General features: G+C 71.0%; 22 protein-coding genes. 12 read left to right on the top strand and 10 right to left on the bottom strand.

Features of this window, described 5'->3' with window-relative positions; genetic code table 11:
* The first annotated feature begins 151 nt into the window (after positions 1 to 151).
* Together ACTHMF_RS04895 and ACTHMF_RS04890 are read left to right on the top strand one after the other, a co-directional pair.
* Positions 152 to 1,036: a carbohydrate ABC transporter permease gene (locus ACTHMF_RS04895; protein WP_440316532.1), complete on the top strand. Its 885-nt coding sequence runs from the start codon at positions 152 to 154 to the stop codon at positions 1,034 to 1,036.
* Positions 1,037 to 1,039: 3 nt separating this feature from the next.
* Complete coding sequence (locus tag ACTHMF_RS04890) at positions 1,040 to 1,942, top strand: carbohydrate ABC transporter permease (protein ID WP_440316531.1); 903 nt, start codon at positions 1,040 to 1,042, stop codon at positions 1,940 to 1,942.
* A 91-nt stretch (positions 1,943 to 2,033) separates the two neighbouring features.
* Here ACTHMF_RS04890 and ACTHMF_RS04885 read toward each other — a convergent pair whose 3' ends face one another.
* Entirely contained in the window at positions 2,034 to 3,332 is a 1,299-nt protein-coding gene (locus ACTHMF_RS04885) for an MFS transporter (protein ID WP_440316534.1), read from the bottom strand.
* Between the two features lie 5 nt (positions 3,333 to 3,337).
* Complete coding sequence (locus tag ACTHMF_RS04880) at positions 3,338 to 3,769, bottom strand: MarR family winged helix-turn-helix transcriptional regulator (protein WP_314147203.1); 432 nt, start codon at positions 3,767 to 3,769, stop codon at positions 3,338 to 3,340.
* Between the two features lie 72 nt (positions 3,770 to 3,841).
* Between ACTHMF_RS04880 and ACTHMF_RS04875 the strand changes: the two genes are divergently transcribed.
* The 3 genes from ACTHMF_RS04875 to ACTHMF_RS04865 all read left to right on the top strand — a co-directional run bounded on the left by ACTHMF_RS04875 (position 3,842) and on the right by ACTHMF_RS04865 (position 6,306).
* Entirely contained in the window at positions 3,842 to 4,693 is an 852-nt protein-coding gene (locus ACTHMF_RS04875; RefSeq protein WP_440316530.1) for an alpha/beta hydrolase, read from the top strand.
* 42 nt (positions 4,694 to 4,735) lie between these two features.
* Positions 4,736 to 5,785 (top strand): lipoate--protein ligase family protein, encoded by a 1,050-nt coding sequence (locus tag ACTHMF_RS04870; protein ID WP_440316529.1) that lies wholly within the window; start codon positions 4,736 to 4,738, stop codon positions 5,783 to 5,785.
* A gap of 173 nt (positions 5,786 to 5,958) precedes the next feature.
* Positions 5,959 to 6,306, top strand: a complete 348-nt coding sequence (locus ACTHMF_RS04865) for a hypothetical protein (RefSeq protein WP_440316528.1) — start codon at positions 5,959 to 5,961, stop codon at positions 6,304 to 6,306.
* A gap of 10 nt (positions 6,307 to 6,316) precedes the next feature.
* On the opposite strand, the gene ACTHMF_RS04860 is transcribed toward ACTHMF_RS04865, so the two are convergent.
* A complete protein-coding gene (locus ACTHMF_RS04860) occupies positions 6,317 to 6,601 on the bottom strand; it encodes a GNAT family N-acetyltransferase (protein ID WP_314147199.1) in 285 nt (94 codons plus the stop codon).
* A 37-nt stretch (positions 6,602 to 6,638) separates the two neighbouring features.
* On the opposite strand from ACTHMF_RS04860, the gene ACTHMF_RS04855 reads away from it, so the two are divergent.
* The gene (locus ACTHMF_RS04855; protein WP_440316526.1) at positions 6,639 to 7,532 is read left to right on the top strand and encodes a DNA-methyltransferase; all 894 of its coding nucleotides are present in this window, start codon (positions 6,639 to 6,641) and stop codon (positions 7,530 to 7,532) included.
* 58 nt (positions 7,533 to 7,590) lie between these two features.
* The gene (locus tag ACTHMF_RS04850) at positions 7,591 to 8,415 is read left to right on the top strand and encodes a phosphatase PAP2 family protein (protein WP_440316525.1); all 825 of its coding nucleotides are present in this window, start codon (positions 7,591 to 7,593) and stop codon (positions 8,413 to 8,415) included.
* Positions 8,416 to 8,421: 6 nt separating this feature from the next.
* On the opposite strand, the gene ACTHMF_RS04845 is transcribed toward ACTHMF_RS04850, so the two are convergent.
* Positions 8,422 to 9,471 (bottom strand): LacI family DNA-binding transcriptional regulator, encoded by a 1,050-nt coding sequence (locus ACTHMF_RS04845; RefSeq protein ID WP_440316524.1) that lies wholly within the window; start codon positions 9,469 to 9,471, stop codon positions 8,422 to 8,424.
* Positions 9,472 to 9,576: 105 nt separating this feature from the next.
* Between ACTHMF_RS04845 and uriH the strand changes: the two genes are divergently transcribed.
* The 3 genes from uriH to ACTHMF_RS04830 are packed head-to-tail and all read left to right on the top strand — an operon-like array spanning position 9,577 to position 12,895.
* Entirely contained in the window at positions 9,577 to 10,527 is a 951-nt protein-coding gene (gene uriH, locus ACTHMF_RS04840) for a uridine-preferring nucleoside hydrolase UriH (RefSeq protein ID WP_440316523.1), read from the top strand.
* The gene (uriT, locus tag ACTHMF_RS04835) at positions 10,524 to 11,984 is read left to right on the top strand and encodes a uridine transporter UriT (RefSeq protein WP_440316522.1); all 1,461 of its coding nucleotides are present in this window, start codon (positions 10,524 to 10,526) and stop codon (positions 11,982 to 11,984) included. The genes uriH and uriT overlap by 4 nt, the downstream gene beginning before the upstream one ends.
* Entirely contained in the window at positions 11,981 to 12,895 is a 915-nt protein-coding gene (locus tag ACTHMF_RS04830) for a ribokinase (RefSeq protein WP_440316521.1), read from the top strand. Before uriT ends, ACTHMF_RS04830 begins: the two co-directional genes overlap by 4 nt.
* A gap of 12 nt (positions 12,896 to 12,907) precedes the next feature.
* Here the strand turns inward: ACTHMF_RS04830 and ACTHMF_RS04825 are convergent, their stop codons facing one another.
* The 5 genes from ACTHMF_RS04825 to ACTHMF_RS04805 form a co-directional block, all read right to left on the bottom strand.
* Complete coding sequence (locus tag ACTHMF_RS04825; protein WP_440316520.1) at positions 12,908 to 13,930, bottom strand: LacI family DNA-binding transcriptional regulator; 1,023 nt, start codon at positions 13,928 to 13,930, stop codon at positions 12,908 to 12,910.
* Between the two features lie 29 nt (positions 13,931 to 13,959).
* Positions 13,960 to 15,423, bottom strand: a complete 1,464-nt coding sequence (locus ACTHMF_RS04820; protein WP_440316518.1) for a GH1 family beta-glucosidase — start codon at positions 15,421 to 15,423, stop codon at positions 13,960 to 13,962.
* 6 nt (positions 15,424 to 15,429) lie between these two features.
* Complete coding sequence (locus ACTHMF_RS04815) at positions 15,430 to 16,308, bottom strand: carbohydrate ABC transporter permease (protein WP_314147190.1); 879 nt, start codon at positions 16,306 to 16,308, stop codon at positions 15,430 to 15,432.
* The gene (locus ACTHMF_RS04810; RefSeq protein ID WP_440316517.1) at positions 16,305 to 17,453 is read right to left on the bottom strand and encodes a carbohydrate ABC transporter permease; all 1,149 of its coding nucleotides are present in this window, start codon (positions 17,451 to 17,453) and stop codon (positions 16,305 to 16,307) included. The genes ACTHMF_RS04815 and ACTHMF_RS04810 overlap by 4 nt, the downstream gene beginning before the upstream one ends.
* A 110-nt stretch (positions 17,454 to 17,563) precedes the next feature.
* Complete coding sequence (locus ACTHMF_RS04805) at positions 17,564 to 18,886, bottom strand: ABC transporter substrate-binding protein (protein ID WP_314147188.1); 1,323 nt, start codon at positions 18,884 to 18,886, stop codon at positions 17,564 to 17,566.
* Positions 18,887 to 19,182: 296 nt separating this feature from the next.
* Between ACTHMF_RS04805 and ACTHMF_RS04800 the strand changes: the two genes are divergently transcribed.
* Together ACTHMF_RS04800 and ACTHMF_RS04795 are read left to right on the top strand one after the other, a co-directional pair.
* A complete protein-coding gene (locus tag ACTHMF_RS04800) occupies positions 19,183 to 19,773 on the top strand; it encodes a TetR/AcrR family transcriptional regulator (protein ID WP_440316516.1) in 591 nt (196 codons plus the stop codon).
* Positions 19,774 to 19,860: 87 nt separating this feature from the next.
* Positions 19,861 to 21,192 carry a cation:proton antiporter domain-containing protein gene (locus ACTHMF_RS04795; protein ID WP_440316515.1) on the top strand — a complete coding sequence of 444 codons (1,332 nt, stop codon included), beginning with the start codon at positions 19,861 to 19,863 and terminating at the stop codon, positions 21,190 to 21,192.
* Here ACTHMF_RS04795 and ACTHMF_RS04790 read toward each other — a convergent pair.
* Positions 21,193 to 21,505: hypothetical protein (locus ACTHMF_RS04790; RefSeq protein ID WP_440316514.1), on the bottom strand; the 313-nt coding region annotated here is incomplete at its 5' end.

Raw genomic sequence — 21,505 nt, 5'->3', positions numbered from 1 at the left:
CGGGGGCGGGGGGGGGCGGGGGGGCGCCGTTCTGGGGGGCGGGGGCGGGGCGGGGGGGGGGTGCGCGGGGGCGGGGGGGGGGGGGGTGGGGGGGGGGGGGGCGGCGCCCCCCCCCCCCCCCCCCCCCCCGCGACCAGAGAGAACCCGCACCATGAACTCCGTGCTCGCAAGCCGCCGCACCGCACTGCTGCTGGTGGGCCCAGCGCTCCTCGTCTACACGGCGATCACGCTCATCCCGATCGTGTGGTCGTTCGGCTACACCTTCTTCTCCGGCGGCCTCATCCAGGGCTTCACGTTCGCCGGGTTGAAGAACTTCCAGCAGTTCTTCACGGACCCCAACGCCTGGAACGCGCTCGGCTTCACGGTCAAGTACGCGCTCATCGTGACGATCGGGCAGGTCGCCGTCGGCTACCTGCTCGCACTGCTCTACGTGTTCTTCCTCAAGCGCGCCTCCGGCTTCGTGCGCACGGTGGTGTTCTTCCCCGTCGTGCTGCCGACGGTGGCCGTGTCCCTGCTGTTCCAGCGGATGTTCCAGCTCACGCCGCAGCCGGGACCGGCGAACGCGCTCATCCAGGCGTTCGGCGGCACGGGCACCGACTTCCTCGGCCACGCCGACTCCGCGTTCTGGGTGCTGATCGTCATGGACATCTGGCGGTCGATGGGCTTCTACGCGGTCCTGCTGTTCGCGGGCCTGGTCGACATCCCGGACGAGATCATCGAGTCCGCGCGCCTCGACGGCGCCGGCGGCTGGTCGCTGGTGCGGCGCATCGTCATCCCGCTGTCCGCGCCGGTGCTGCTCTCGAGCATCATCTTCAGCATCAACGGGACGCTGAAGGTGTTCGACTCCGTCGTCGCCCTGACCAACGGCGGGCCCGGCAACGCGACCACACCGCTCACGCTCTACATGTTCCAGACGGCGTTCACTTACGGCGACTACGGCTACGGCTCCACGATCGCCCTGATGCTCACCATCCTGTGCCTCATCGTGACCGTCTTCATCTTCCGCGGCACCCGCCGCGACCTGACGAAAGCCTGACCCATGACCGCGTTCACCGAAGAACTCGACCGCGACGTGACCGTCAAGCGGCCCGCGGAGCAACGGAAGGGCGGAACCGGCCGGTTCCTGCGCCGGCTGCCCATGAACATCCTCATCGGGCTGCTGCTGATCGTGGAGATCTACCCGCTGGTGTGGATCCTGCTCGGCTCGTTCAAGACCCAGAGCGAGTTCCTGAACGACCCGTTCTGGACGCTGCCGAACAGCTGGGATGTGAGCAACTACGTCAGCGCGTTCACGACCGGGAACATGGGCCGGTACATCCTCAACAGCGTCCTGACGGTGTTCCCCGCGCTGTTCCTGACGATCGCGCTCGGCGTCGCCGCCGCGTTCGCGCTGGAGATCCTGGTGTGGAAGGGCCGCGGCGCCGTGCTGCTGCTGTTCCTCGCCGGCATCATGGTGCCGGGCCAGATGGTGCTGCTGCCGCTGTTCTCGATCTACTTCAACATCGGCCTGACCGGAACGCTCTGGCCGCTGATCATCACGTACACCGCCGCCGGCCTGCCACTCACGGTGTTCATGATCGCGACCTACTTCCGGGCGGTGCCGCGCGAGCTGTTCGAGGCGGCGACGCTCGACGGGGCCGGCCTCATCCGCCAGTTCTGGTCGATCGGCGTGCCCATCGTGCGCAACGCGATCTTCACGGTCGCGCTCGTGCAGTTCTTCTTCCTGTGGAACGACCTGCTGATCGCGCTGACCTTCACCAACAGCGAGGACCTGCGCACCATCCAGGTCGGGCTGCTGAACTTCACCGGGCAGTACGGGGCGATCCAGTACGGTCCGCTGTTCGCGGCGATCTGCGTCAGCATCTTCGGCACGCTGCTGCTCTACCTGTTCCTCAACCAGCGCGTGATGAAGGGCCTCGCCGCCGGCTCCGTCAAGGGCTGAGCGCCCGCGTGCCGACCGCGAGGGGCAGGTTGTTGTCGGTTTTGCGCGCCGAAAGCGACAACAACCTGCCCCTCGCGGGTCGACGGGCGGGTCAGGAGGTGCGGGTGGCGGTCGCCTCCGCGCCCTCGAGGTCCTCGCGGGCCTCCTCGCGCGGGCTCAGCGTGACGCGCGGGCGGACGCCGCTGAACCGGACCCGGAGGCCGCGGTACTTCACGAGGTAGAAGACGCCGACCAGCGCGGCGAGGAACCCGCTCGCCGCGCCGACGCCCATCGCCCAGCGCGGGCCGAACGTGTCGGCGACCCAGCCGACGATCGGGGCGCCGATCGGCGTGCCGCCCATGAAGATCGCCATGTAGATCGCCATCACGCGGCCCCGGAGCACCGGGTCCGTCGTCATCTGCACCGTTCCGTTCGCTGTCGTCATCAGCGTCTGCGACGAGACGCCGATCACGATCAGCGCCAGCGCGAACAGCCAGTACGTCGGCATCACGGCCGCGAGCGCGCATCCCGCCCCGAACAGCGCGGCGCCCGCGAACAGCATCGCGATCCGCGGCCGCTCGCGGCGGGCGGCCAGCAGCGCGCCGACCACCGAGCCGATCGCCATCACCGACGACAGGATGCCGTACTCGCCCGCGCCCTGGTGGAACACCGTCACCGACATGGTCGAGATGAAGATCGGGAAGTTCAGGCCGAACGTCCCGATCAGGAACACCATGACCAGGATGACCAGGATGTCCGGCCGCCTGCGCACGTAGCGGAAGCCGTCGACCAGCCCGCCCCGGTGCCGCTTCGCGCGTTCGTTGCGGTAGAGCTTGTCCTTGCGAAGCGTCATCAGCGACAGCAGCACCGCGCCGAACGTCGCGGCGTTGATCAGGAACACCCAGCCGGCGCCGACCGCGGCGACGAGCAGGCCGGCGACCGCCGGTCCGATCAGCCGCGCGGCGTTGAACGACGCGGAGTTGAGCGCGACGGCGTTGGAGAGGTTCGGCCCGGCGACCAGCTCGGAGACGAAGGTCTGCCGCGCGGGGGCGTCGAAGGACGCGACGATGCCGAGCAGCAGCGCGAACACGTAGACGTGCCAGAGCTGGACGACGTGGGTGACGGTGAGGATGCCGAGCGCGAGTCCCAGGATGCCCATCGCGCCCTGCGTCGCCATCAGCAAGCGGCGCCGGTCGAGGTGGTCGGCCGCCCATCCCGTCACCGGGAGCAGCAGCAGCTGCGGTCCGAACTGCAGCGCCATCACGAAGCCGACGGCCGCCGCGTTGTTGTGGGTGAGCTCGGTGAGGACGATCCAGTCCTGCGCCGTGCGCTGCATCCAGGTGCCGACGTTGGAGACGATCGCACCCGCCGCCCAGATGCGGTAGTTCACGCCGGCGAGCGAGCGGAACATCGCGCTCACGAGTCGGCGAGCTCTCGCATGATGGCGGCGGCCGCGGCGAGCGTGGCGCGCTGCTCGGCGCTCAGCGTGCGCAGCCGCTGGTCGAGCCACGCGTCGCGGCGGCGGCGGGTCTCGGCCACCAGCGTCCTGCCGGACTCGGTGGGGACGACGACGACCTTGCGGCCGTCCGCGCTGTCGGGCGTCCGCTCCACGTAGCCGGCGTGCTCGAGGTGGTTGACCGTGCGGTTCATCGACGGCGGGGTGACCCGCTCGTGCTCGCTGAGGCGGCCGATCGTGCCGGATCCCTCGCGGACCAGGAACGCGAGCGTCGAGGTCTGGGTGTCGCTCAGCTCATGGTCCGCCTTCTCGGCGCGCAGCCGGCGGGAGAGCCGCGCGACGGCGATGCGCAGCGAGCTGCTGAGCTCGTGGCCGGAGAGACGGGTACCCATAGATCGTTAGCCTAACAAATTAGATCGGCTAACTAAACGCCGTTCGCTGCCGGCGTGCAGCAGAATGAACGCGTGCAGCATGACTTCACAGACGAAGACGGCATCCGGATCTTCTACGACGTGTACCCGGCCAAGGCTCCGCGCGCGGTCGTGCAGCTCTCGCACGGCGTCGGCGAGCACGCGGGCCGGTACCGCGCGCTGGCCGAGCACCTCGTCGGCGAGGGCTACACGGTCTACGCCGACGACCACCGCGGCCACGGCAGGACCGGGCTCGCGCAGTGGAACGGCGACGCGTCCAAGCTCGGCAAACTCGGGCCGGGAGGCCTGCGCGCCGCGGTCAGGGACGTCCGCGCCTTCACCGCACGCATCCGGGACGCCGAGCCCGGGCTCCCGCTCGTCTACGTCGGGCACAGCTGGGGCTCGCTGATGGGCCAGATGATCCTCAACCGGCACAGCGCCGACTACGACGCCGCCGTGCTCTCCGGCACCGCGTACCGGATGGTCGGCTCGATGAACAGCGGCGACCTGAACAAGCGGCACGCGCACCTGGGCACGACCGGGGCCGAGTGGCTGAGCCGCGACCCCGCCGTCGCGCAGGCGTTCATCGACGACCCGATGACCACGCTCGTCCCGCTGCAGAAGCTGTTCGGGATGGCCGACGCCGCCCGGCTGCTCGGCCGCCCGGCGCGGAACCTGGAGCGCGACCTCCCGCTGCTCATCCAGGTGGGCGACGACGACCCGCTCGGCGGTGCCGCCTCGGCGCGCAAGCTGGAGCACTCCTACCGGACGCGCTCGGGGCTGAGCGACGTGACGACCATCGTCTACCCGGGCGCGCGCCACGAGATCTTCAACGAGACCAACCGCGAGGAGGTCTTCTCCGACCTGACCGCGTGGCTGGACCCGCGCATCCCCGCGCGCGCCTGACGTCGCCGCCGGCGAGGCCGGCGGCGGTTCTAGGCTGGGGGCATGCATGGTGAGTACAAGGTCCCGGGAGGCAAGCTCGTCGTCGTGGACCTGGAGGTCGTGGACGGGCGGATCGCGCAGTTCCAGCTGGCGGGGGACTTCTTCCTGGAACCCGACACCGCGCTGGAGGCCATCGACGCTGCCGTGAACGGGCTGGCCGCCGAGTCGGACGCCAAGACGATCGCGGCCGCGGTCAAGGAGGCGCTGCCCGAGGGGGCGATCCTGCTCGGCTTCTCGCCGGAGGCCGTCGCCGTCGCCATCCGCCGCGCGCTCGCCAAGGCGACGAGCTGGCGCGACTACGACTGGGAGATCGTGCACGCCAAGGCCGTCTCCCCGCTCATGCACCTGGCCCTGGACGAGGTGCTCACCACCGAGGTCGGCGACGGCAGGCGCGGCCCCACCCTCCGCATCTGGGAGTGGGACGAGCCGGCGGTCGTGATCGGCAGCTTCCAGTCGGTGAAGAACGAGGTGGACCCGGTCAACGCCGAGAAGTACGGCATCCAGGTCGTCCGCCGCATCACCGGCGGCGGCGCGATGTTCATGGAGGCGGGATCGGTGGTCACCTACTCCATCTACGCCCCGGCCGACCTCGTGCAGGGGATGAGCTTCGCCGACAGCTACGCGTTCCTCGACGAGTGGGCGATCGTCGCCCTGAAGTCGCTCGGCATCGACGCGAGCTACGTGCCGCTGAACGACATCACGAGCCCGAAGGGCAAGATCGGCGGCGCAGCGCAGAAGCGGCTGGGCTCCGGCGCCGTGCTCCACCACGTGACCATGAGCTACGACATGGACGGCCAGAAGATGACGGAGGTGCTCCGCATCGGCCGCGAGAAGATCAGCGACAAGGGCATCACGTCCGCCGCCAAGCGCGTCGACCCGCTGCGCAGCCAGACCGGCCTCAGCCGCGCGGAGATCATCGAGCAGATGAAGCTCACCTTCCGCAACCTGTACGGCGCGGTGGACGGGGATGTCACCGAGGCCGAGTACGCCGAGGCCGAGCGCCTGGTCGCCGAGAAGTTCGGCACGGAGGAGTGGCTGTACCGGGTGCCCTGACCGCCGCTCGAAACGGAGGACTAGCTGCACATCCCCCGTGCGAATGTCCTCCCCGTCGTGCGTTTGGCGGCGCGATCGGCCGGGGGTCCTCCCTTTCGGCCACCAGCCGTCTCGACCTTGGTCTTCCCTGTGCGTCCTCAGGGAGCCCGCGGCGCCTCCGGTACCCTTGACGGGTGAATTGGTGGGTGGTCGGCGCCGTTGCGGTGCTCGTCGTGATCGTGATCGTCGCGGTCAAGCTCGGCTGGATCGACCTCTCCAACAAGAGCCGCGGGTCGGGGACGATGAGCGGCGCCATCGGCGGCTCGTTCGACGAGATCTTCGCGCCGACCCGTCACGAGGCCCAGCAGGAGCTGGACCGGCAGTCCTTCCTGCCCGCGCCGGCCCCGCTGCCCGGCGACGGCGACAAGGGCGTCTGGGACGGCGGCAAGATCAGCATCGACGTCGGCTCGGCCGGCCGCGGCCAGCGCGCGGAGGGCCGCGCCCCCACCGAGGACGGCCGCGCCACGGCACCGCGCCGCTGAGCCCCCGACACTAGCGCCGCTGCAGCGCCTGGTAGTCCGGGTGGTCCTGCAGCCAGCGACGCACGTACGGGCAGGATGCGACGACCCGGCGCGAGCTGTTGTCTCGCACGTCGTCCAGGGCCGCCTGGACCAGGTCCGACGCCATCCCGCGCTCGCGCTTCTCTTCGTCGATCTCGGTGTGCGTGAACACGATCGCGTCGTCGCGGAGGTCGTACTCGGCCACGCCGATCAGCTCGCCGTCGGCCAGGAGGGCGTAGCGAGACTGATCGGGCTGGTTCTCAACGGTCAGCGTCATGCCGCCACAGTATCCCGCCGTACGGGACAATGGAGGCATGCTCCAGCCCGTCCCCGCCGATGCCGCGCGTCCGCTCTGGCATCCGGACGCGCCGAGCACGGTCGTCCACGCCGACAACCTTGGCGTGATCGCCGGGCTGCCGGACGACACCTTCCGGCTCATCTACCTCGACCCACCGTTCAACACCGGGCGGCCGCAGGCGAGGCGGCGGACCACCTCGGTGCGCTCCGAGGGCGGCGCCGGCAGCGTCATCGGGTTCAAGGGCCGCAGCTACGAGCGGATCAAGGGCGACCTGCTCAGCTACGACGACCGCTTCGACGACTACTGGGAGTTCCTGGAGCCGCGGCTCATCGAGGCCTGGCGGGTGCTCGCCGACGACGGCACCCTCTACCTGCACCTCGACTACCGCGAGGCGCACTACGCCAAGGTGCTGCTGGATGCGCTCTTCGGCAGGGAGTCGTTCCTGAACGAGATCGTCTGGGCCTACGACTACGGCGCCCAGGCCAAGAACCGCAGGCCGGCCCAGCACGACACCATCCTCGTCTACGTGAAGAACCCGCGCGGCTACTTCTTCGACTCCGCCGCGGTCGACCGCGAGCCGTACATGGCGCCCGGCCTGGTGACGAAGGAGAAGGCCGAACTCGGCAAGCTGCCGACCGACGTCTGGTGGCACACCATCGTGTCCCCGACCGGCCGGGAGAAGACGGGGTACCCGACGCAGAAGCCCGAGGGCGTGCTGCGGCGCATCGTCCAGGCGTCCAGCGAGGAGGGCGACTGGGTGCTCGACTTCTTCGCCGGCAGCGGCACGACGGGCGCCGTCGCGTCGGCACTCGGCCGCCGGTTCCTGCTCGTGGACAGCAACCCGGACGCCATCGCGGTGATGCGCGAACGCTTCTCGGCCGCCGGCGAGGACGTCCGTTTCGTCGGCTGACGGGACGCGCAGGCGACGTCAGGGTTTTCGCCAGAACCGTGTGGAAGGGTTGTTGACTATGCGACCCGCGCTCCGTGCTCTGCCCTTCGTCTGGGGCGCCCTCGGTGCGGCCGCCGCATTCACGGTCGTGTACCTGGTGTTCGTGCGCAGCTACATCGGCCAGGTGATCGACGAGCGCGCGTTCGCCGGCGCCGACGCGTGGAAGGGCGACCTCATCGAGTTCGCCAGGACCTTCCTCGACGCGCTGCCCGTCGCCTCTGTCGTCATCGGCGCGATCATCGCGGTCGTGATCGTCGCCGTCCGCCGCAACTGGCTGGTGTTCGCGGTCGCCGTCGGCACCGCCGTCGCCGTCAACGTGAGCACGCAGGTGCTGAAGTACGCCATCCTGTCGCGCCCGCCGAAGGGCGTGGATGTCGGGCTGGCGAACTCGCTGCCGTCCGGCCACACCGCGGTCGCCGGCTCCGCCGCGCTGGTCGTGTTCCTGGTCTGCTCGCCGCGCTACCGTCCGCTGGCCGCCGTGATCGGGTCCGTCTTCACCGTCGCGGCCGGCGCATCCACGCTGGTGGAGCAGTGGCACCGGCCGAGCGACGTGATCGCCGGGATGCTCGTCGTCGCGTTCTGGGCGTGCATCGCCGGGCTCGTGCTCGCCGGGCTGCGCCTGCCTCCGGCGGACCCTCCCGTGCGGGCGAAGCTGTGGGCGCTGCTGTGGATTGCGCTCGTGCTGATGGTCGGCTCGCTCGTGGCGCTCGCCGTCACCTACTTCTCGACGCAGGGCGGCTCGGAGCACCTGTTCATCGCGTACGCGGGCGGCGTCTCGGCGATCGCGGCGACCGGCTTCGTCCTCGCGGTGATCGGCAACCGCCTCTTCCGCGCCCTCGCCTGAGCGTCCTCAGCCCTGCGAGGGCCGGGGAGCCGGCGCGGAGGTGGAGGCGCGCACGATGAGCGTGGCGTCCAGGAGGCCGGGGCGCTGCTCGCGCGGGCCCTCGCCGTCCAGCAGCGCGATCAGGCGGTGCGCGGCCTCGCGGCCGAGCGCGTCGCCAGGCAGCGCGACGCTGGTGAGGCTCGGCGCGGTGACGGCGGAGGCGGGTAGGTCGTCGAAGCCCGCGACCGCGAGGTCGTCCGGGATGCGCAGCCCGGCGTCCGCGCACGCGGCGAGCACTCCGAGCGCCAGCGTGTCGGCCGCAGCGACGATCGCGGTGACCCCGGCGGCGCGCCAGCGCGGCAGGACGCGTGCGGCGACGGCGGCGGCCTCCACCGAGTCGGGGCCGCTGCGCGCGTCTTCGTCGGCGAACACGGTCATGCCGCGATCCGCCGCCCGGCGCGCGAGCGCCTCCCTGCGCAGGATGTACGTCGCCGCGGGCGTCGTTCCGTCCAGGTAGCCGATCCTCCGGTGGCCGCGCTCGGCCAGGTGCGCGACCAGGGCGTCCACCCCTGGCTCGATGTCGTAGTTGACCGCGACGGCGCGCGACTCGAGCCCCGGCGCGTCCAGCAGGACCAGTGGGATGCCGGGCGGCACCTCGTCCAGGAAGTCGGGGCCGGGCGCGGAGACGAGCAGGCCGGCGGGGCGCAGCGCGGCCAGCCGGCGGACGTCGGTCGCGGTCGGCTGCCGGCCGGTCGCCGCCGCCGAGAGCAGCAGCTGGAAGCGGTCGTCCAGCTCCTCCTGCACGCCCTGGATCACACGGCCGAAGTAGGGGTTGGGCAGATCGGGCGCGAGCAGCACGACGACGTCGCTGGTGCCGCGGGCCAGCGCGCTCGCGGTGCCGTCGACGACGTAGCCGAGCTCCCGCACGGCGGCGCGGACGCGCTCCGCGTTCTCGTCCGAGACGCGGCCCCTGTGCTTGCCGTTGACGACGAGCGAGACGGTCGCGACGCTCGTCCCGGCGCGCTCGGCGACCATGGCAGCGGTCACGCGCGACGGGATGCGCGGGGTGGCTGCCATGCCTCAGATGCTATCGCCCCGATCCCACGCGAGTTGCGACGTCAAGCGCTTTACGCTTAGGGTGTCAAGCGTTTTACGTTCCCCGACGAAGCGGAGGCTCCCTCAGTGGAGAAGATCATCCTGGACTGCGACCCCGGCCACGACGACGCGATCGCGCTGCTGCTCGCGCACGGCAACCCCGACATCGACCTGCTGGCGGTCACCACCGTCGCAGGCAACCAGACGCTCGAGAAGGTCACCCGCAACGCGCTGGCCGTCGCGACCGGCGCCGGCATCGCGGGCATCCCGTTCGCGGCCGGCGCCGACCGGCCGCTGGTGCGCCCGGTCGAGATCGCCCCCGACATCCACGGCGAGTCCGGCCTGGACGGCCCTGTGCTGCCGGAGGCGTCGTTCGAGCTCGACGACCGGCACGCGGTCGACCTCATCATCGACACCGTGATGGCGCACGAGCCGGGGACGGTCACGCTCGTCCCCACCGGGGCCCTCACGAACATCGCGCTCGCCGTGCGCCGCGAGCCGCGCATCGTGGAGCGGGTGAAGCAGGTCGTCCTGATGGGCGGCGGCGTGCACGTCGGCAACTGGAGCCCGGTCGCCGAGTTCAACATCGTGATCGACCCGGAGGCGGCTGACATCGTCTTCAGCGCCGGCTGGAAGGTCGTGATGGTCGGCCTCGACCTCACCCACCAGGCCCTCGCGACCCCAGAGGTCGCCGAGCGGATCGCCGCCGTCGGCACCGCGCCCGCGCGCTTCGTGGGCGAGCTGCTGGAGTTCTTCGGCCGCACGTACGCGGACGTCCAGGGCTTCGACAGCCCGCCGGTGCACGACCCGTGCGCCGTCGCGTACGTGATCGACCCGACCATCGTGCGCGCCGAGCGGATGCCGATCGCGATCGAGACGCAGGGCCGGCTCACCACGGGGATGACCGTCGCCGACCGACGCGGTCCCGCGCCGGAGGACTGCACGACGTGGGCGGCCCTCGAGCTGGACCACGAGCGCTTCTGGGGCCTCGTCGTCGACGCCCTCGAGCGCATCGGCGAGCCGGAGGCCCGCGCATGAGCGCCACCGTCCCCGCAGCCACCGGCTCGACGCCGGCCACCGGCCGCGGCCCCGCCGGCTCCGGCCGCCCCGTCCGCATCGCCGCCCTGACCGCCGCGCTGCTCGCGGCGTGCGTCGCGTTCCAGCTGAACGCCAGCATGCTGAGCCCGGTGCTCGTCACGATGGCGCACGAGCTGCACACCGACGACGCCACCATCGGCCTCTCGCAGACCCTGTTCTTCACCGTCGCCGCGCTGTTCTCGCTGTTCCTGCCGCGGCTCAGCGACATCCTCGGCCGCAAGCGCGTACTGCTCGGGATGCTCGTCGTCATGCTCGCCGGCAGCGTCATCGCCGCGCTCGCCCTGAACGTCGGGATGCTGTTCGCCGGGCGCATCGTGCAGGGCGTCGCCGGTCCGGTCGTGCCGATCTGCCTGCTCATGCTGCGCTCCGAGATCAGCGACCCGCGCCGCTACGGGGCCGCGATGGGCCTGCTCACGGCGGTGAACGGCGGCATCGCCGGCGTCGACGCGATCGCGGGCGGCTGGCTGGCGACCACGTTCGGCTTCCGCTCGGTGTTCTGGGCGATCGCGGTCGTCACCGTCATCGCCGTGGTCATGCTCGCCGCCTGGGGCGTCGAGTCGCGGCCGTCCGCCGGTGTGCGGATGGACTGGTGGGGCGTGCTGCCGCTCGTCGTCTCGATCGGCGCGCTGCTCACCGGGCTCAACGAGGCCGGCCGTCTCGGCGCCGCCAACGGGGTGCTCGTGATCGTGTCGCTCGCGGTCGCCGTGCTCGCCTTCGCCCTGTTCTGGGCGGTGGAGAACCGGGTGCGCGAGCCGCTCGTCCCGACCCCGCTGCTGCGCCGGCGTGCCACCTGGGCGCTGCTGCTGACCACGCTGCTGACGATGACCGGCGTCTTCGCCGTCGTGAACGGCCTGGTCACCTCGCTCGCCCAGAACGGGGATGCCGGGTTCGGGATGGCGCCCGACCTCGCCTCGCTCGCATTCCTCACCCCGTACGCGCTCGTCGGCTGGCTGGTCGGGCCGCTCGCCGGGCGCCTCGCGCCCTCGCTCGGCTACCGCCGCATCCTGCGCGTCGGCCTCGGCGGCAGCGTGCTGGCGACCGTCGTGATGGCGTTCGTCGGCGTGCACTCGCTTCCGGTGCTGATCGCGACCACCGTGCTGCTCGGCATCACTTACGCCGGCATCGCGAACATCGTCCTCAACGGCCTCGGCGTCGTGCTGTCGCCTGCCGAGAACCCGGGCTTCCTGCCCGGTCTGAACGCGGGCGCGTTCAACCTCGGTGCCGGCCTGAGCTTCGCGCTGCTCCCCGCGCTGCAGGTGGCGACCGGCGCTCCGGCCGCCGCCACGACCGGCTACTCGGCCGGGATGCTGCTCGGCGCCGCCATCACGGCGGTCGCCTTCGCGGTGTCCTTCCTCATCCCGCGCCCGGCGTCGGCCGAGATCGGAGCGGACCGGTGACCGGCCGCATCCTCGTGGTCGGCTCGCTGAACGCCGACCTGGTCGTACAGACCGAACGGTTCCCGCGCGCGGGGGAGACCGTGGCGGGAGGCGACCTGAGCATCGGCGCCGGGGGCAAGGGCGCCAACCAGGCTGTCGCGGCCGGGCGGCTCGGCGGCGACGTCGCCCTGGTCGGGGCGGTCGGCGCGGACGCGAACGGCGAGCTGCTGCGCTCCGCCGTCGCCGGCTCCGGCGTCGACACGTCGCTGGTGTCGGTCCGCGAGGGGGTCGCGACCGGGACGGCGCTGATCACGGTCGCCGCGGACGGGGAGAACACCATCGTCGTCTCCGCGGGCGCGAACGGGACGCTCTCACCGGCCGACCTGCCCGACGACGCGCTCGCGGGCGCCGCGGTGCTCGGCCTGTGCCTGGAGGTGCCGGAGGCGACGGTGCGGGATGCGGCGGAGCGCGGCCGCGCGGCGGGCGTTACCGTGCTGCTCAACCCGTCCCCGTTCGGTCCCGCCGCCTCCCGGCTCGCGCCGCTGGCCGACGTGCTGCTGGTCAACGAGGGTGAGGCGGAGGCGCTGCTCGGTCTCGGCGCCGGCGCCGCGGCGGACGACCGGGACGCCGTGCGCGCCGGCTTCCGCGCGCTCGGGGTGCAGCGCGCCGTCGTGACCCGCGGCGGCGACGGCTGCCTGGTGCTGGACGGCGACGCGGATCCCGAGCACGTCCCCGCCGTGCGGATCTCCCCGGTGGACACCACGGGGGCGGGCGACGCCTTCATGGGCGCGCTGCTGCTGCGCCTGGCCGAGGGCGACGACCTGCTCACCGCCGCGCGCTTCGCCGCCGGCGTCGGCGCGTTCGCCGCCTCCCGCCCCGGCGCCCAGGCCTCGTACCCCACCCCCGACGCCCTCCGCACCTTCCTCGCGTGAGGGTGGGCGCGCTCAGGTGCTCTGGCGGACGACGAGCTCGGTGGGGAGGAGGGTGACCCTCTCCACGGGCTCGCCCGCGAGCCGGCGCACCAGCACGCGCGCCATCGTCTCGCCCAGGCCGATCGACGGCTGGTGCACGGTGGTGAGCGGCGGGGTCGCCGTCAGCCCGAAGTTGTCGTCGTCGAAGCCGACCACCGCGACATCGTCCGGGATGCGCAGGCCCGCCTCGTGGATGGCCGAGTACGCGCCCGCCGCCATCTGGTCGTTCGCGGCGAACAGACCGTCGATCCTCTTGCCGGTCGCGAGCAGCCTGCGCATCGCGTCCATGCCGGAGACCGGCGAGAAGTCGCCGTACTCCACGAGCGAGTGGTCGAGGCCGTGCTCCTCGAGCGCGCGCCGCCAGCCGCGGTACCTGTCCAGGCCGGCCGGCATGTCCTGCGGCCCGGTGATGAGCGCGATCGAGCGGCGACCCCGCTCGATGAGGTGCTCGGTCGCGCCGAACGACCCGGCGGCGTTGTCCACGTCCACGAAGTACGACTCATGCTGCGCCTCGCTCACCGGCCGCCCGCCGAAGACGATCGGCAGGGTCGAGCCGAGCTGCGCGTACGAGTGGTCGCCGGAGTGGTGCGAGACGACCAGAGCGCCGTCGACGTTGCCGCCCATCAGGTAGCGGCGCGTCTTGTCGGGGTTCGTCTCCGACGAGATCACCATGTTGAGCGTGTACTCGGTGTCGGCGAGGCTCAGCGCGACGCCCTGCACGATGGAGGCGAAGAACGGGTCGGCGAAGACCTTGGCCGTCGACTCCGGGACCACCAGCGCGATCACCTGCGTTCGCCGGGACGCGAGCGACCGCGCCGCGCGGTTGGGCACGTAGTTGAGGTCGGCGATGGCGCGGGTCACCGCATCCACCACCTCCGGCGTGACCTTGGTGGAGCCGTTGACCACGCGCGACACGGTGGCGCGCGAGACGCCGGCGCGTGCGGCCACCGCCTCGAGGGTGGGGACGGCGCGGCCGTCCACCTGCTCCGTGGTCATGGGTTCCTCTCTCGCTTCCGAGTCACATGCTAGACGCGCGCCGACGCAGATCCAGCCGCCAGGGTCGCCTCGTCGCTGCGCGCGTCGGCGATGAGCCGTGCGAATGCCCGGCCCGAGTCCTTGACCGTGCGCTGCTGCGTCTCGTAGTCGACCCGGACGATGCCGAACCGCTTCTCGTACCCCCAGGCCCACTCGAAGTTGTCGAGCAGGGACCAAACGAAGTAGCCGCGGACGTCCGCGCCGTCCTCGATCGCCTCGCGCACCGCCGCCACGTGGGCGAGGATGTACGCCTCGCGCTCGGTGTCGTGGATGCGGCCGTCCTCGCTCACGACGTCGTCGTAGGCGGCGCCGTTCTCGGTGATGTAGAGCGGAGGCAGCGTCGGGTACTCGGCGGTGAGCCGGACCAGCAGCGTGCGCAGCCCCTCCGGATTCACCTCCCACCCCATCGCCGTTGTCGGCAGGTGCCGGGACGGGAACGTCACGAACTCGCTGCCGACGAACGGAGACGAGGTGGGCCGGTCGGTCGGGGTGAGCCCCGGGACGGCGTCGGCCGGCAGCGGGCGCCCGCTCACGTTGTCGTCGTGGTAGTGGTTCACGCCCAGGAAGTCGATGGGCTGCGCGATCGTGCGCAGGTCCGTGTCGTGCACCAGCTCCTCGAAGCGGTGCTCGCGCAGGTCCTCCAGCACGTCGGCGGGGTAGGTGCCGAGCAGCAGCGGGTCCAGGTACATCCGGTTCCAGAGACCGTCGATGCGTCGGGCCGCATCGAGGTCCGCGGGGTCGGCCGGGTCGTCCGGAACCGCGTTCGTGAGGTTCAGCGTGATCCCGACGCGGAGGTCGCGCTGCTGCTCGGCGGCCAGTTCGCGAAGCGCGCTCGTCGCGAGACCGTGGGCGAGGTGCTGGTGGTGCAGGGCGGCGAGGCCGGCGCGCGGCTCGCGCCGTCCGGGGGCGTGCTCGCCGCCTGCGTAGCCGATCAGGGACGAGCAGAGCGGCTCGTTGAAGGTCGTCCAGTGCGTGACCCGGTCGCCGAGCGCCTCGTAGACCGTGACCGCGTAGTCGCGGAAGCGGGCGGCGGTGTCGCGGTTCGCCCAGCCGCCGCGCTCCTCCAGCGCCTGCGGCAGGTCCCAGTGGTAGAGCGTCAGCCAGGGCAGGATGTCCGCCTCCAGCAGCTCGTCGACGAGGCGCGAGTAGAAGTCGAGGCCGGCGGGGTTCGGCTCCCTGTCGCCCGGCTTGACGCGCGCCCAGGAGGTGGAGAACCGGTACGACTGCAGCCCGAGCTCCTTCATCAGCGCGACGTCCTGGGGCATGCGGTGGTAGTGGTCCACCGCGCGCTCGGGGGTGTCGCCGCCGGCGATCGCGTTCGGGACGCGGGCGAAGGCGTCCCAGATGGAGTCCTCCTTGCCGTCCTCGTGGGCGGCGCCCTCGATCTGCGCGGCGGCCGTCGCCGAGCCCCAGAGGAAGCCCTCCGGCCAGCGGGAGTCGCGGTTGTCGGTCATTCGCACTTAGCCTTTCACCGCGCCGGCCATGATGCCGGAGACAAGCTGCCGGCCGGCGAGCACGAAGAGGATGAGCAGGGGGATGGTGGCGAGGACGGCGCCGGCGAGCACGATCGAGTAGTCGACGTACTTCGCGGACTGGAGCTGGCTGAGCGCCACCTGCAGGGTCGGGTTCTGCGGGGCGACGAGCAGCGGCCAGAGGTAGTCCGTCCACGCGGTCATGAAGGTGAAGAGGCCGAGGATGGCCATGGCGGGGCGCGCGGCGGGGACGCCGACGTGCCAGAACGTGCGGATCATGTTGGCGCCGTCGACGCGCGCGGCCTCGATCAGCTCCTCCGGGATCACGTCCACCAGGTACTGGCGCATGAAGAACACGCCGAACGCCGTCACCAGGGTCGGCACGATGACCGCGCCGAGCGTCCCGGTCCAGCCGAACTGCTTCATCACCATGAACAGCGGGATGATGCCGAGCTGGGTCGGGACGGCGAGCGTCGCGATCACGAACACCATCAGCCCCTCGCGGCCGCGGAAGCGGAGCTTCGCGAACGCGTAGCCGGCGAGCGTGGAGAACGCGACGACCGAGACCGTGATGACGGTGGAGACGATGATCGAGTTGCCGAGCGCCTGCCAGAACGGGACGGTGTCCAGCACCGCGCCGACGTTCTTCCAGAACTGCCCGCCCGGCAGCAGCGGCGGCCAGGTGGAGGTGAGCACGGTGCTGTCGCTGGAGCCCGCGACGAACGACCACCACAGCGGGTAGGCGCCGCCGATGAACAGCGCGAGCAGGATGCCGTAGGTGAGGAACCCGGGCCGGCGGTCGATGCCGAGCGCTCGGCGCTTGGGCGCGCGGACGGGGGCCTGGGCCTTGGGGGCGGTGGCGGTCATACGTTCTTCTCCTCGCTCGCCGCGGCCAGGACGCGCGCGCCCTCTGCTGTCGTGTCGTCCGGCTCGGCGTCGGTCTCGGTTGCGGCACCCGCGGCACTCTCGGCACCCGCTGCGGCCGTCGGCCCGGCCGCGGCGCGGCTCTTCGCCAGCCTCCGTGCGGTGCGCCTGCGGTGCGATCGGGCCTCGGTGGAGGCGATGCGGCGCGAGATCAGGAAGTTCAGCACGCCGAACAGCACGATGATGAGGAACAGCATCCACGCGATGGCGGACGCCTTGCCGAAGTTCTGGCGGTTGAACGCCATGTCCCACAGGTAGAGAACGGTGGTCTGGTACTGGCGCTGCGGTCCACCCGGCACGGCACTGGACGGGTTGAACAGCTTGGGCTCTGTGAAGATCTGGAGACCGCCGATGGTCGCGGTGATGATGACGAAGATCATGGTGGGCCGGATGCTCGGCAGCGTGATCGAGAAGAACCGGCGGAACTGGCCGGCGCCGTCGAGGGCGGCGGACTCGTGGATGTCGCGGGGGACCGCCTGCATGGCGGCGAGCAGGATGAGGGCGTTGTAGCCGGTCCAGCGCCAGTTGACCATCGTGGCGATCGCGACGTGGGCGGGGAAGGTCTCGGTCTTCCACATCACCGGGTCCAGCCCGACGGCCTGCAGGATGTTGTTGATGAGTCCGTACTTCTCGTCGAACGCGCTGGAGAAGATGAGCGTCACGGCGACGGGGGTGACGACGTAGGGGAGCAGCACGCTCATCCGCCAGAAGGTCTTGGCGCGGATGTTCTGGTCGAGCATCGCGGCGATGAAGACGGCGCCGATGAGCTGCGGGATGGCCGAGAGCAGGAAGATGCTCACCGTGTTGAACAGCGAGTTCCAGAAGAACGGGTCCTTCAGCTCGGTCAGGTAGTTGGCGAAGCCGACCCACTCGCCCGGACCGGTGAGCAGGTTCCAGTTGTTGAGCGAGACGACGAACGTGTAGACGAGCGGGAAGAGGCCGACCAGCCCGAACAGGACGAAGAACGGCGCGATGTAGAAGTACGGGGACGCCTTCACGTCGAAGCGGCTGGCTCGCTGCCTGAAGGTGAGCGCCTTGCGGTCGTCTCGATCGCGCCGGGCCGCGGGCGCGCGGGTCACGGTGGTCATGCGTTTCTCCGGTCGTGTCATGAGAGGCAGCCGCCGAGCACAGGAATTCCGCTCGATTTCTTCCGAATCTGCAGCAGTTTTCCTGTGCTCGGCGGCTGGGTGGTGAGGTGTTACTTGTTGACCACGAGCTGGTCGAGCAGCTTCATGGCGTTGGCCCAGGCCTGGTCGCCGTTCGCCTTCTTGGAGTCGAGCTGCTGCACGGACGGGCCGAACACCTGGCTCTGGATGACCGAGTCGTCCGGACCCTTGTACTGGGCGACGACGCCCTGCGCGCGCTTGGCGAGGATCTCACCGATCGGCGCGTTGTTGAAGAACTTCGTCAGGTCGTTCGAACCGGTCACCCCGGGGTCGCTCTGGGCCTCGGTGACGGACGGGAACGTGCCGGCGGCCTGGAAGGTCTGCACCTGCGACTTCGCGGTGGTCAGCCACGCGGCGAGGGCGGCGGCCTCCTTCGGGTGCTTCGACTGCTTCGGGACGGTCAGGAAGGAGCCGCCCCAGTTGGCCGCTCCGCCCGGGAAGACGTTCGCGAAGTCCCAGCCGGTGCTGGCGTTTCCGCCGCCGGCCTCGACCTGGCCCTTGACGACGCCGAGCATCCAGCCCGGGCAGACGAAGGTCGCGAACGAGCCGTCGGTGAACGCCTTGCCCTTGCCCCAGTCCCACTGGGTCTGGTTGGAGGAGAGGCCGGCAGCGGCGCCCGCGGCGAGCTTGCTCCACAGCGCCTTCAGGTCGGCGTTGTCCTTGACGTTGAGCTTGCCGTCCTTGGTGTAGTAGCCCTCCGGCTGCTGGTTCACCATCGAGTTCCAGATGAAGCCGGACTGGTCGTACCAGGCCTTGCCGGTCTTCGCGTGGTACTCCTCGCCGATCTTGAAGAAGTCGTCCCAGGTGGCGTTGTCGCCGCCGAAGAGCTTGGCGACGGACTCACGGTCGCTCGGCAGGCCGGCCGCGGCGAAGAGCTTGCCGTTGTAGCAGAGGCCCTCCGGGCCGATGTCCGTGCCGTAGCCGATGATGCGGCCGCTCTTGTCGGTGGCCTGCTTCAGCTTCCAGTCGACCCAGCGGTCCTTGATGTCGTTCGCGCCGTAGTCCTTGAGGTCGTTGAACTGGTCGGAGACCTGCATGACCTTGGAGAGCCAGCCCTCCTCGACGGCCTGGACGTCGGGGAGACCGCTTCCGGCCGCCTCCTTGGTCTGCCAGTCGGTCAGGGCGTTGTCACCGGTGTCGATGTTCGTCGCCTTGATCTTGATGTTCGGGTGCTCCTTCTCGTACTGCGAGTAGAGCTTGTCGAAGCCCATCGTGCCGAACGTCGTGACGGTCAGCGTGATCGGGTCCGAGCTGCTCCCGCTGCCGTTGCTCGACGAGCAACCGGCGGCGAGGAGGGCGAAGGAGGCTGCGCCGGCGATGGCCGCAGCGACCTTGGTGCGACGTGAAAGCTTCACGGATCACTCCCTTGTGCGTGTGTTGTGTGCCTGGGTCTGGTGAGCGGTGAGAGCGCTCTCAGTTCGCGACCGTGAGAGCGCTCTCACACGTTGTGAGGGAATCTAGAACGACCTCAGGCGGCCTGTCAAGTCGAACCGTGGTCGCGCTCTCATGCTTGAAACGACGGGAAATCGGTCTCCGGTGCCGCCACCCGCGGTATTCCGCGCCGAACCGCACGACGCCGTGACCGAATCGTGATCGAATGCGAGTGCGTTTTAGATAGACTGCCCTACCTAGAATGAGGAGGCGGCGGGCGATGGCGGAATCGGGGCGCGGCAGCGGGGCGAAGGGCGGCTCGGCCCGCCGCAGGATCCTGGATGCCGCGCTGAAGAGGTACTACGCGGACGGGATCGCGGCGACCGGGATCGACACCGTCACCGCCGAGGCAGGCGTCGCCAAGATGAGCCTGTACAACAACTTCGCGTCCAAGGCGGCGCTCGTGGAGGCGACGCTCGAGGCGCGGCACACGGAGTGGCTCGCGCTCTACGCGCGCCGGGCCGCGCGCGCCGGCGACCCGATCACACGGGTGCTCGCCGTCTTCGACGCGTACGCCGACCAGGCGGCCCTCGCCACCGACGGCTTCCGCGGCTGCGGGCTCCTGAACGCGGCGGGGGAGCTGCCCGCCGGGCACGCCGGCCGCGCCGTCGTGCGCCGCCACGAGGAGGAAGTGGAGGGCATCCTCGCCGCCGGCCTGCGCGAGCTCACCGAGCGGTCCAGGGCGGAGCGGCTGGCCGTGCACCTGTCCCTGCTCGTCGAGGGCGCGATGGTCCGCTCGGGCCTGCGCGGCGACCGCACCCGGCTGCGCGACGCCCGCACCATCGCCGTCGACCTCCTCACCTCCCTCTAGTGCCGACTGTCCCCGTTCGGTACGTAGTGGCCCCTCTCGAGCAGGGTCATACGTACCGAACGGGGACAGTCGCGGCATGATGGGGGAATGCCGGTCATCATCCTCGTCGGCTTCGTCGCCGTGGCGCTCTGGTCGCTGGTCGCGCACCGGTTCGAGCGCGTCGGGATCGCGGGGCCGGCGGCGCTCGCCGCGCTCGGCGCGCTGGTGGTCACCGCGGACGTCCCGGGATTCACCGCAGCGATCGACAGCGACGTCGCGCAGCACGTCGTCGAGCTGATCCTCGCCGTGCTGCTGTTCGTCGACGCGTGCGAGGTGCGCGGCGGCCTGTTCGGGGGCGAGGGGCGCGCGCTCGCCCGGCTCGTGCTCATCGCGCTGCCGCTCTCGCTCGCGCTGGTCGTGGTGACGGGGGCGTGGCTGCTGCCGCAGACCGGCATCTTCGTGATCATCGTGATCGCCTGCATCGTCATGCCGACGGACTTCGCACCCGCGACGGCGCTGCTGCGCTCCGACCGCGTCCCGGCGCGGGTGCGCCGCATCCTGAATGTCGAGAGCGGCTACAACGACGGCCTCATCTCGCCCGTCTTCGGGATGTCGCTCGCGATCGCCGTCGCGCTTCCGACGCTCATCCGCATCGCGGACACCGGCAGCGAGGCGGGCGTGGATCAGAAGCAGCTCGAGAAGAACGTCGAGGACTTCGTCGAGGCCTTCTTCGGGGCGGTGCCGGCCACCGTCATCGCGATCGTCGTCGGCGTGCTGGTCGGCGGCGCGTTCGGCCTGCTCACCCGCTGGGCCTCGCGTCGTGGCTGGACGGACACCACCGGCGTGCGGTTCGTGACGCTGCTCACCCCGCTGCTCGCCTTCGGCCTCGCGACCCTGCACGGGATCGGCGCCAACGGCTTCGTCGCGGCCTTCGTCGCCGGGGTCGTCTTCCGGGTCGCGCGCACCAGGCGCACGGACCTCCCCGCCGTCCCGCACGCCGAACTGCTGCTGGTGGAGGAGGCGAGCGCGGTCGCGGCGAACTTCGTCTGGTTCATCCTCGGCGGGATGACAACGGCGGTCATCGTGGACGGCGTCGATTGGCGCCTGCTGGTGATCGCCGTGCTGGCGCTCACCGCGTTCCGGGCGCTCCCGGTCTACCTGTCGATGCTCGGCTCGCCGGTGACCTGGCGGGAACGGACCTACATCGGGCTGATCGGGCCGCGCGGCACGGCATCCATCGTGTTCGGTCTGCTCGCCTTCAACCATCTGCCGGACGCCGACAGCGGCGACGTGCTCGGCGTGACCGTGCTGACGGTGGTGGGCAGCATCCTGCTGCACGGGGTGGTCGCTCCACTCGTGCTGCGACGGGTGCCGGCGCTGGATACGGCGACGGCCGCCGCCCGGGTGGGCGACGGCCGTTCTGCCGGAGAGGTCGACTGATCAGTCGGTCGCGGGCCGGGGGCGCTGTGCGGCCACCGATGCGGTGTCGACGACCGGCTCGATGAGCGCGCCGGTCTCGCCGGCCACGCGGCTCGCGATGATGCCCAGGTCGGTCTCCTCGAGATCCTCGCGCTCCGCCGCCTCCGACGACAGCGCTCCGGCCGGGACCGGCTCGCGCTCGCCGGCGGGGGGGGGCCCGCGCGGCGCGGGCCCGGCCGCCGCCCCCCGCCCCCCCCCCCCCCCCGCCCCCCCCCCCCGGCGGCGGGCTGAAACCAACAACACCACCACCCCCCCACCACCACCCCAAAACCAC

It is taken from the genome of Leifsonia sp., from assembly GCF_051955155.1.
GTDB lineage: Bacteria > Actinomycetota > Actinomycetes > Actinomycetales > Microbacteriaceae > Leifsonia.
Note: the sequence above shows the minus strand (reverse complement) of the source record. Positions and strands in the feature narration are given on the sequence as shown.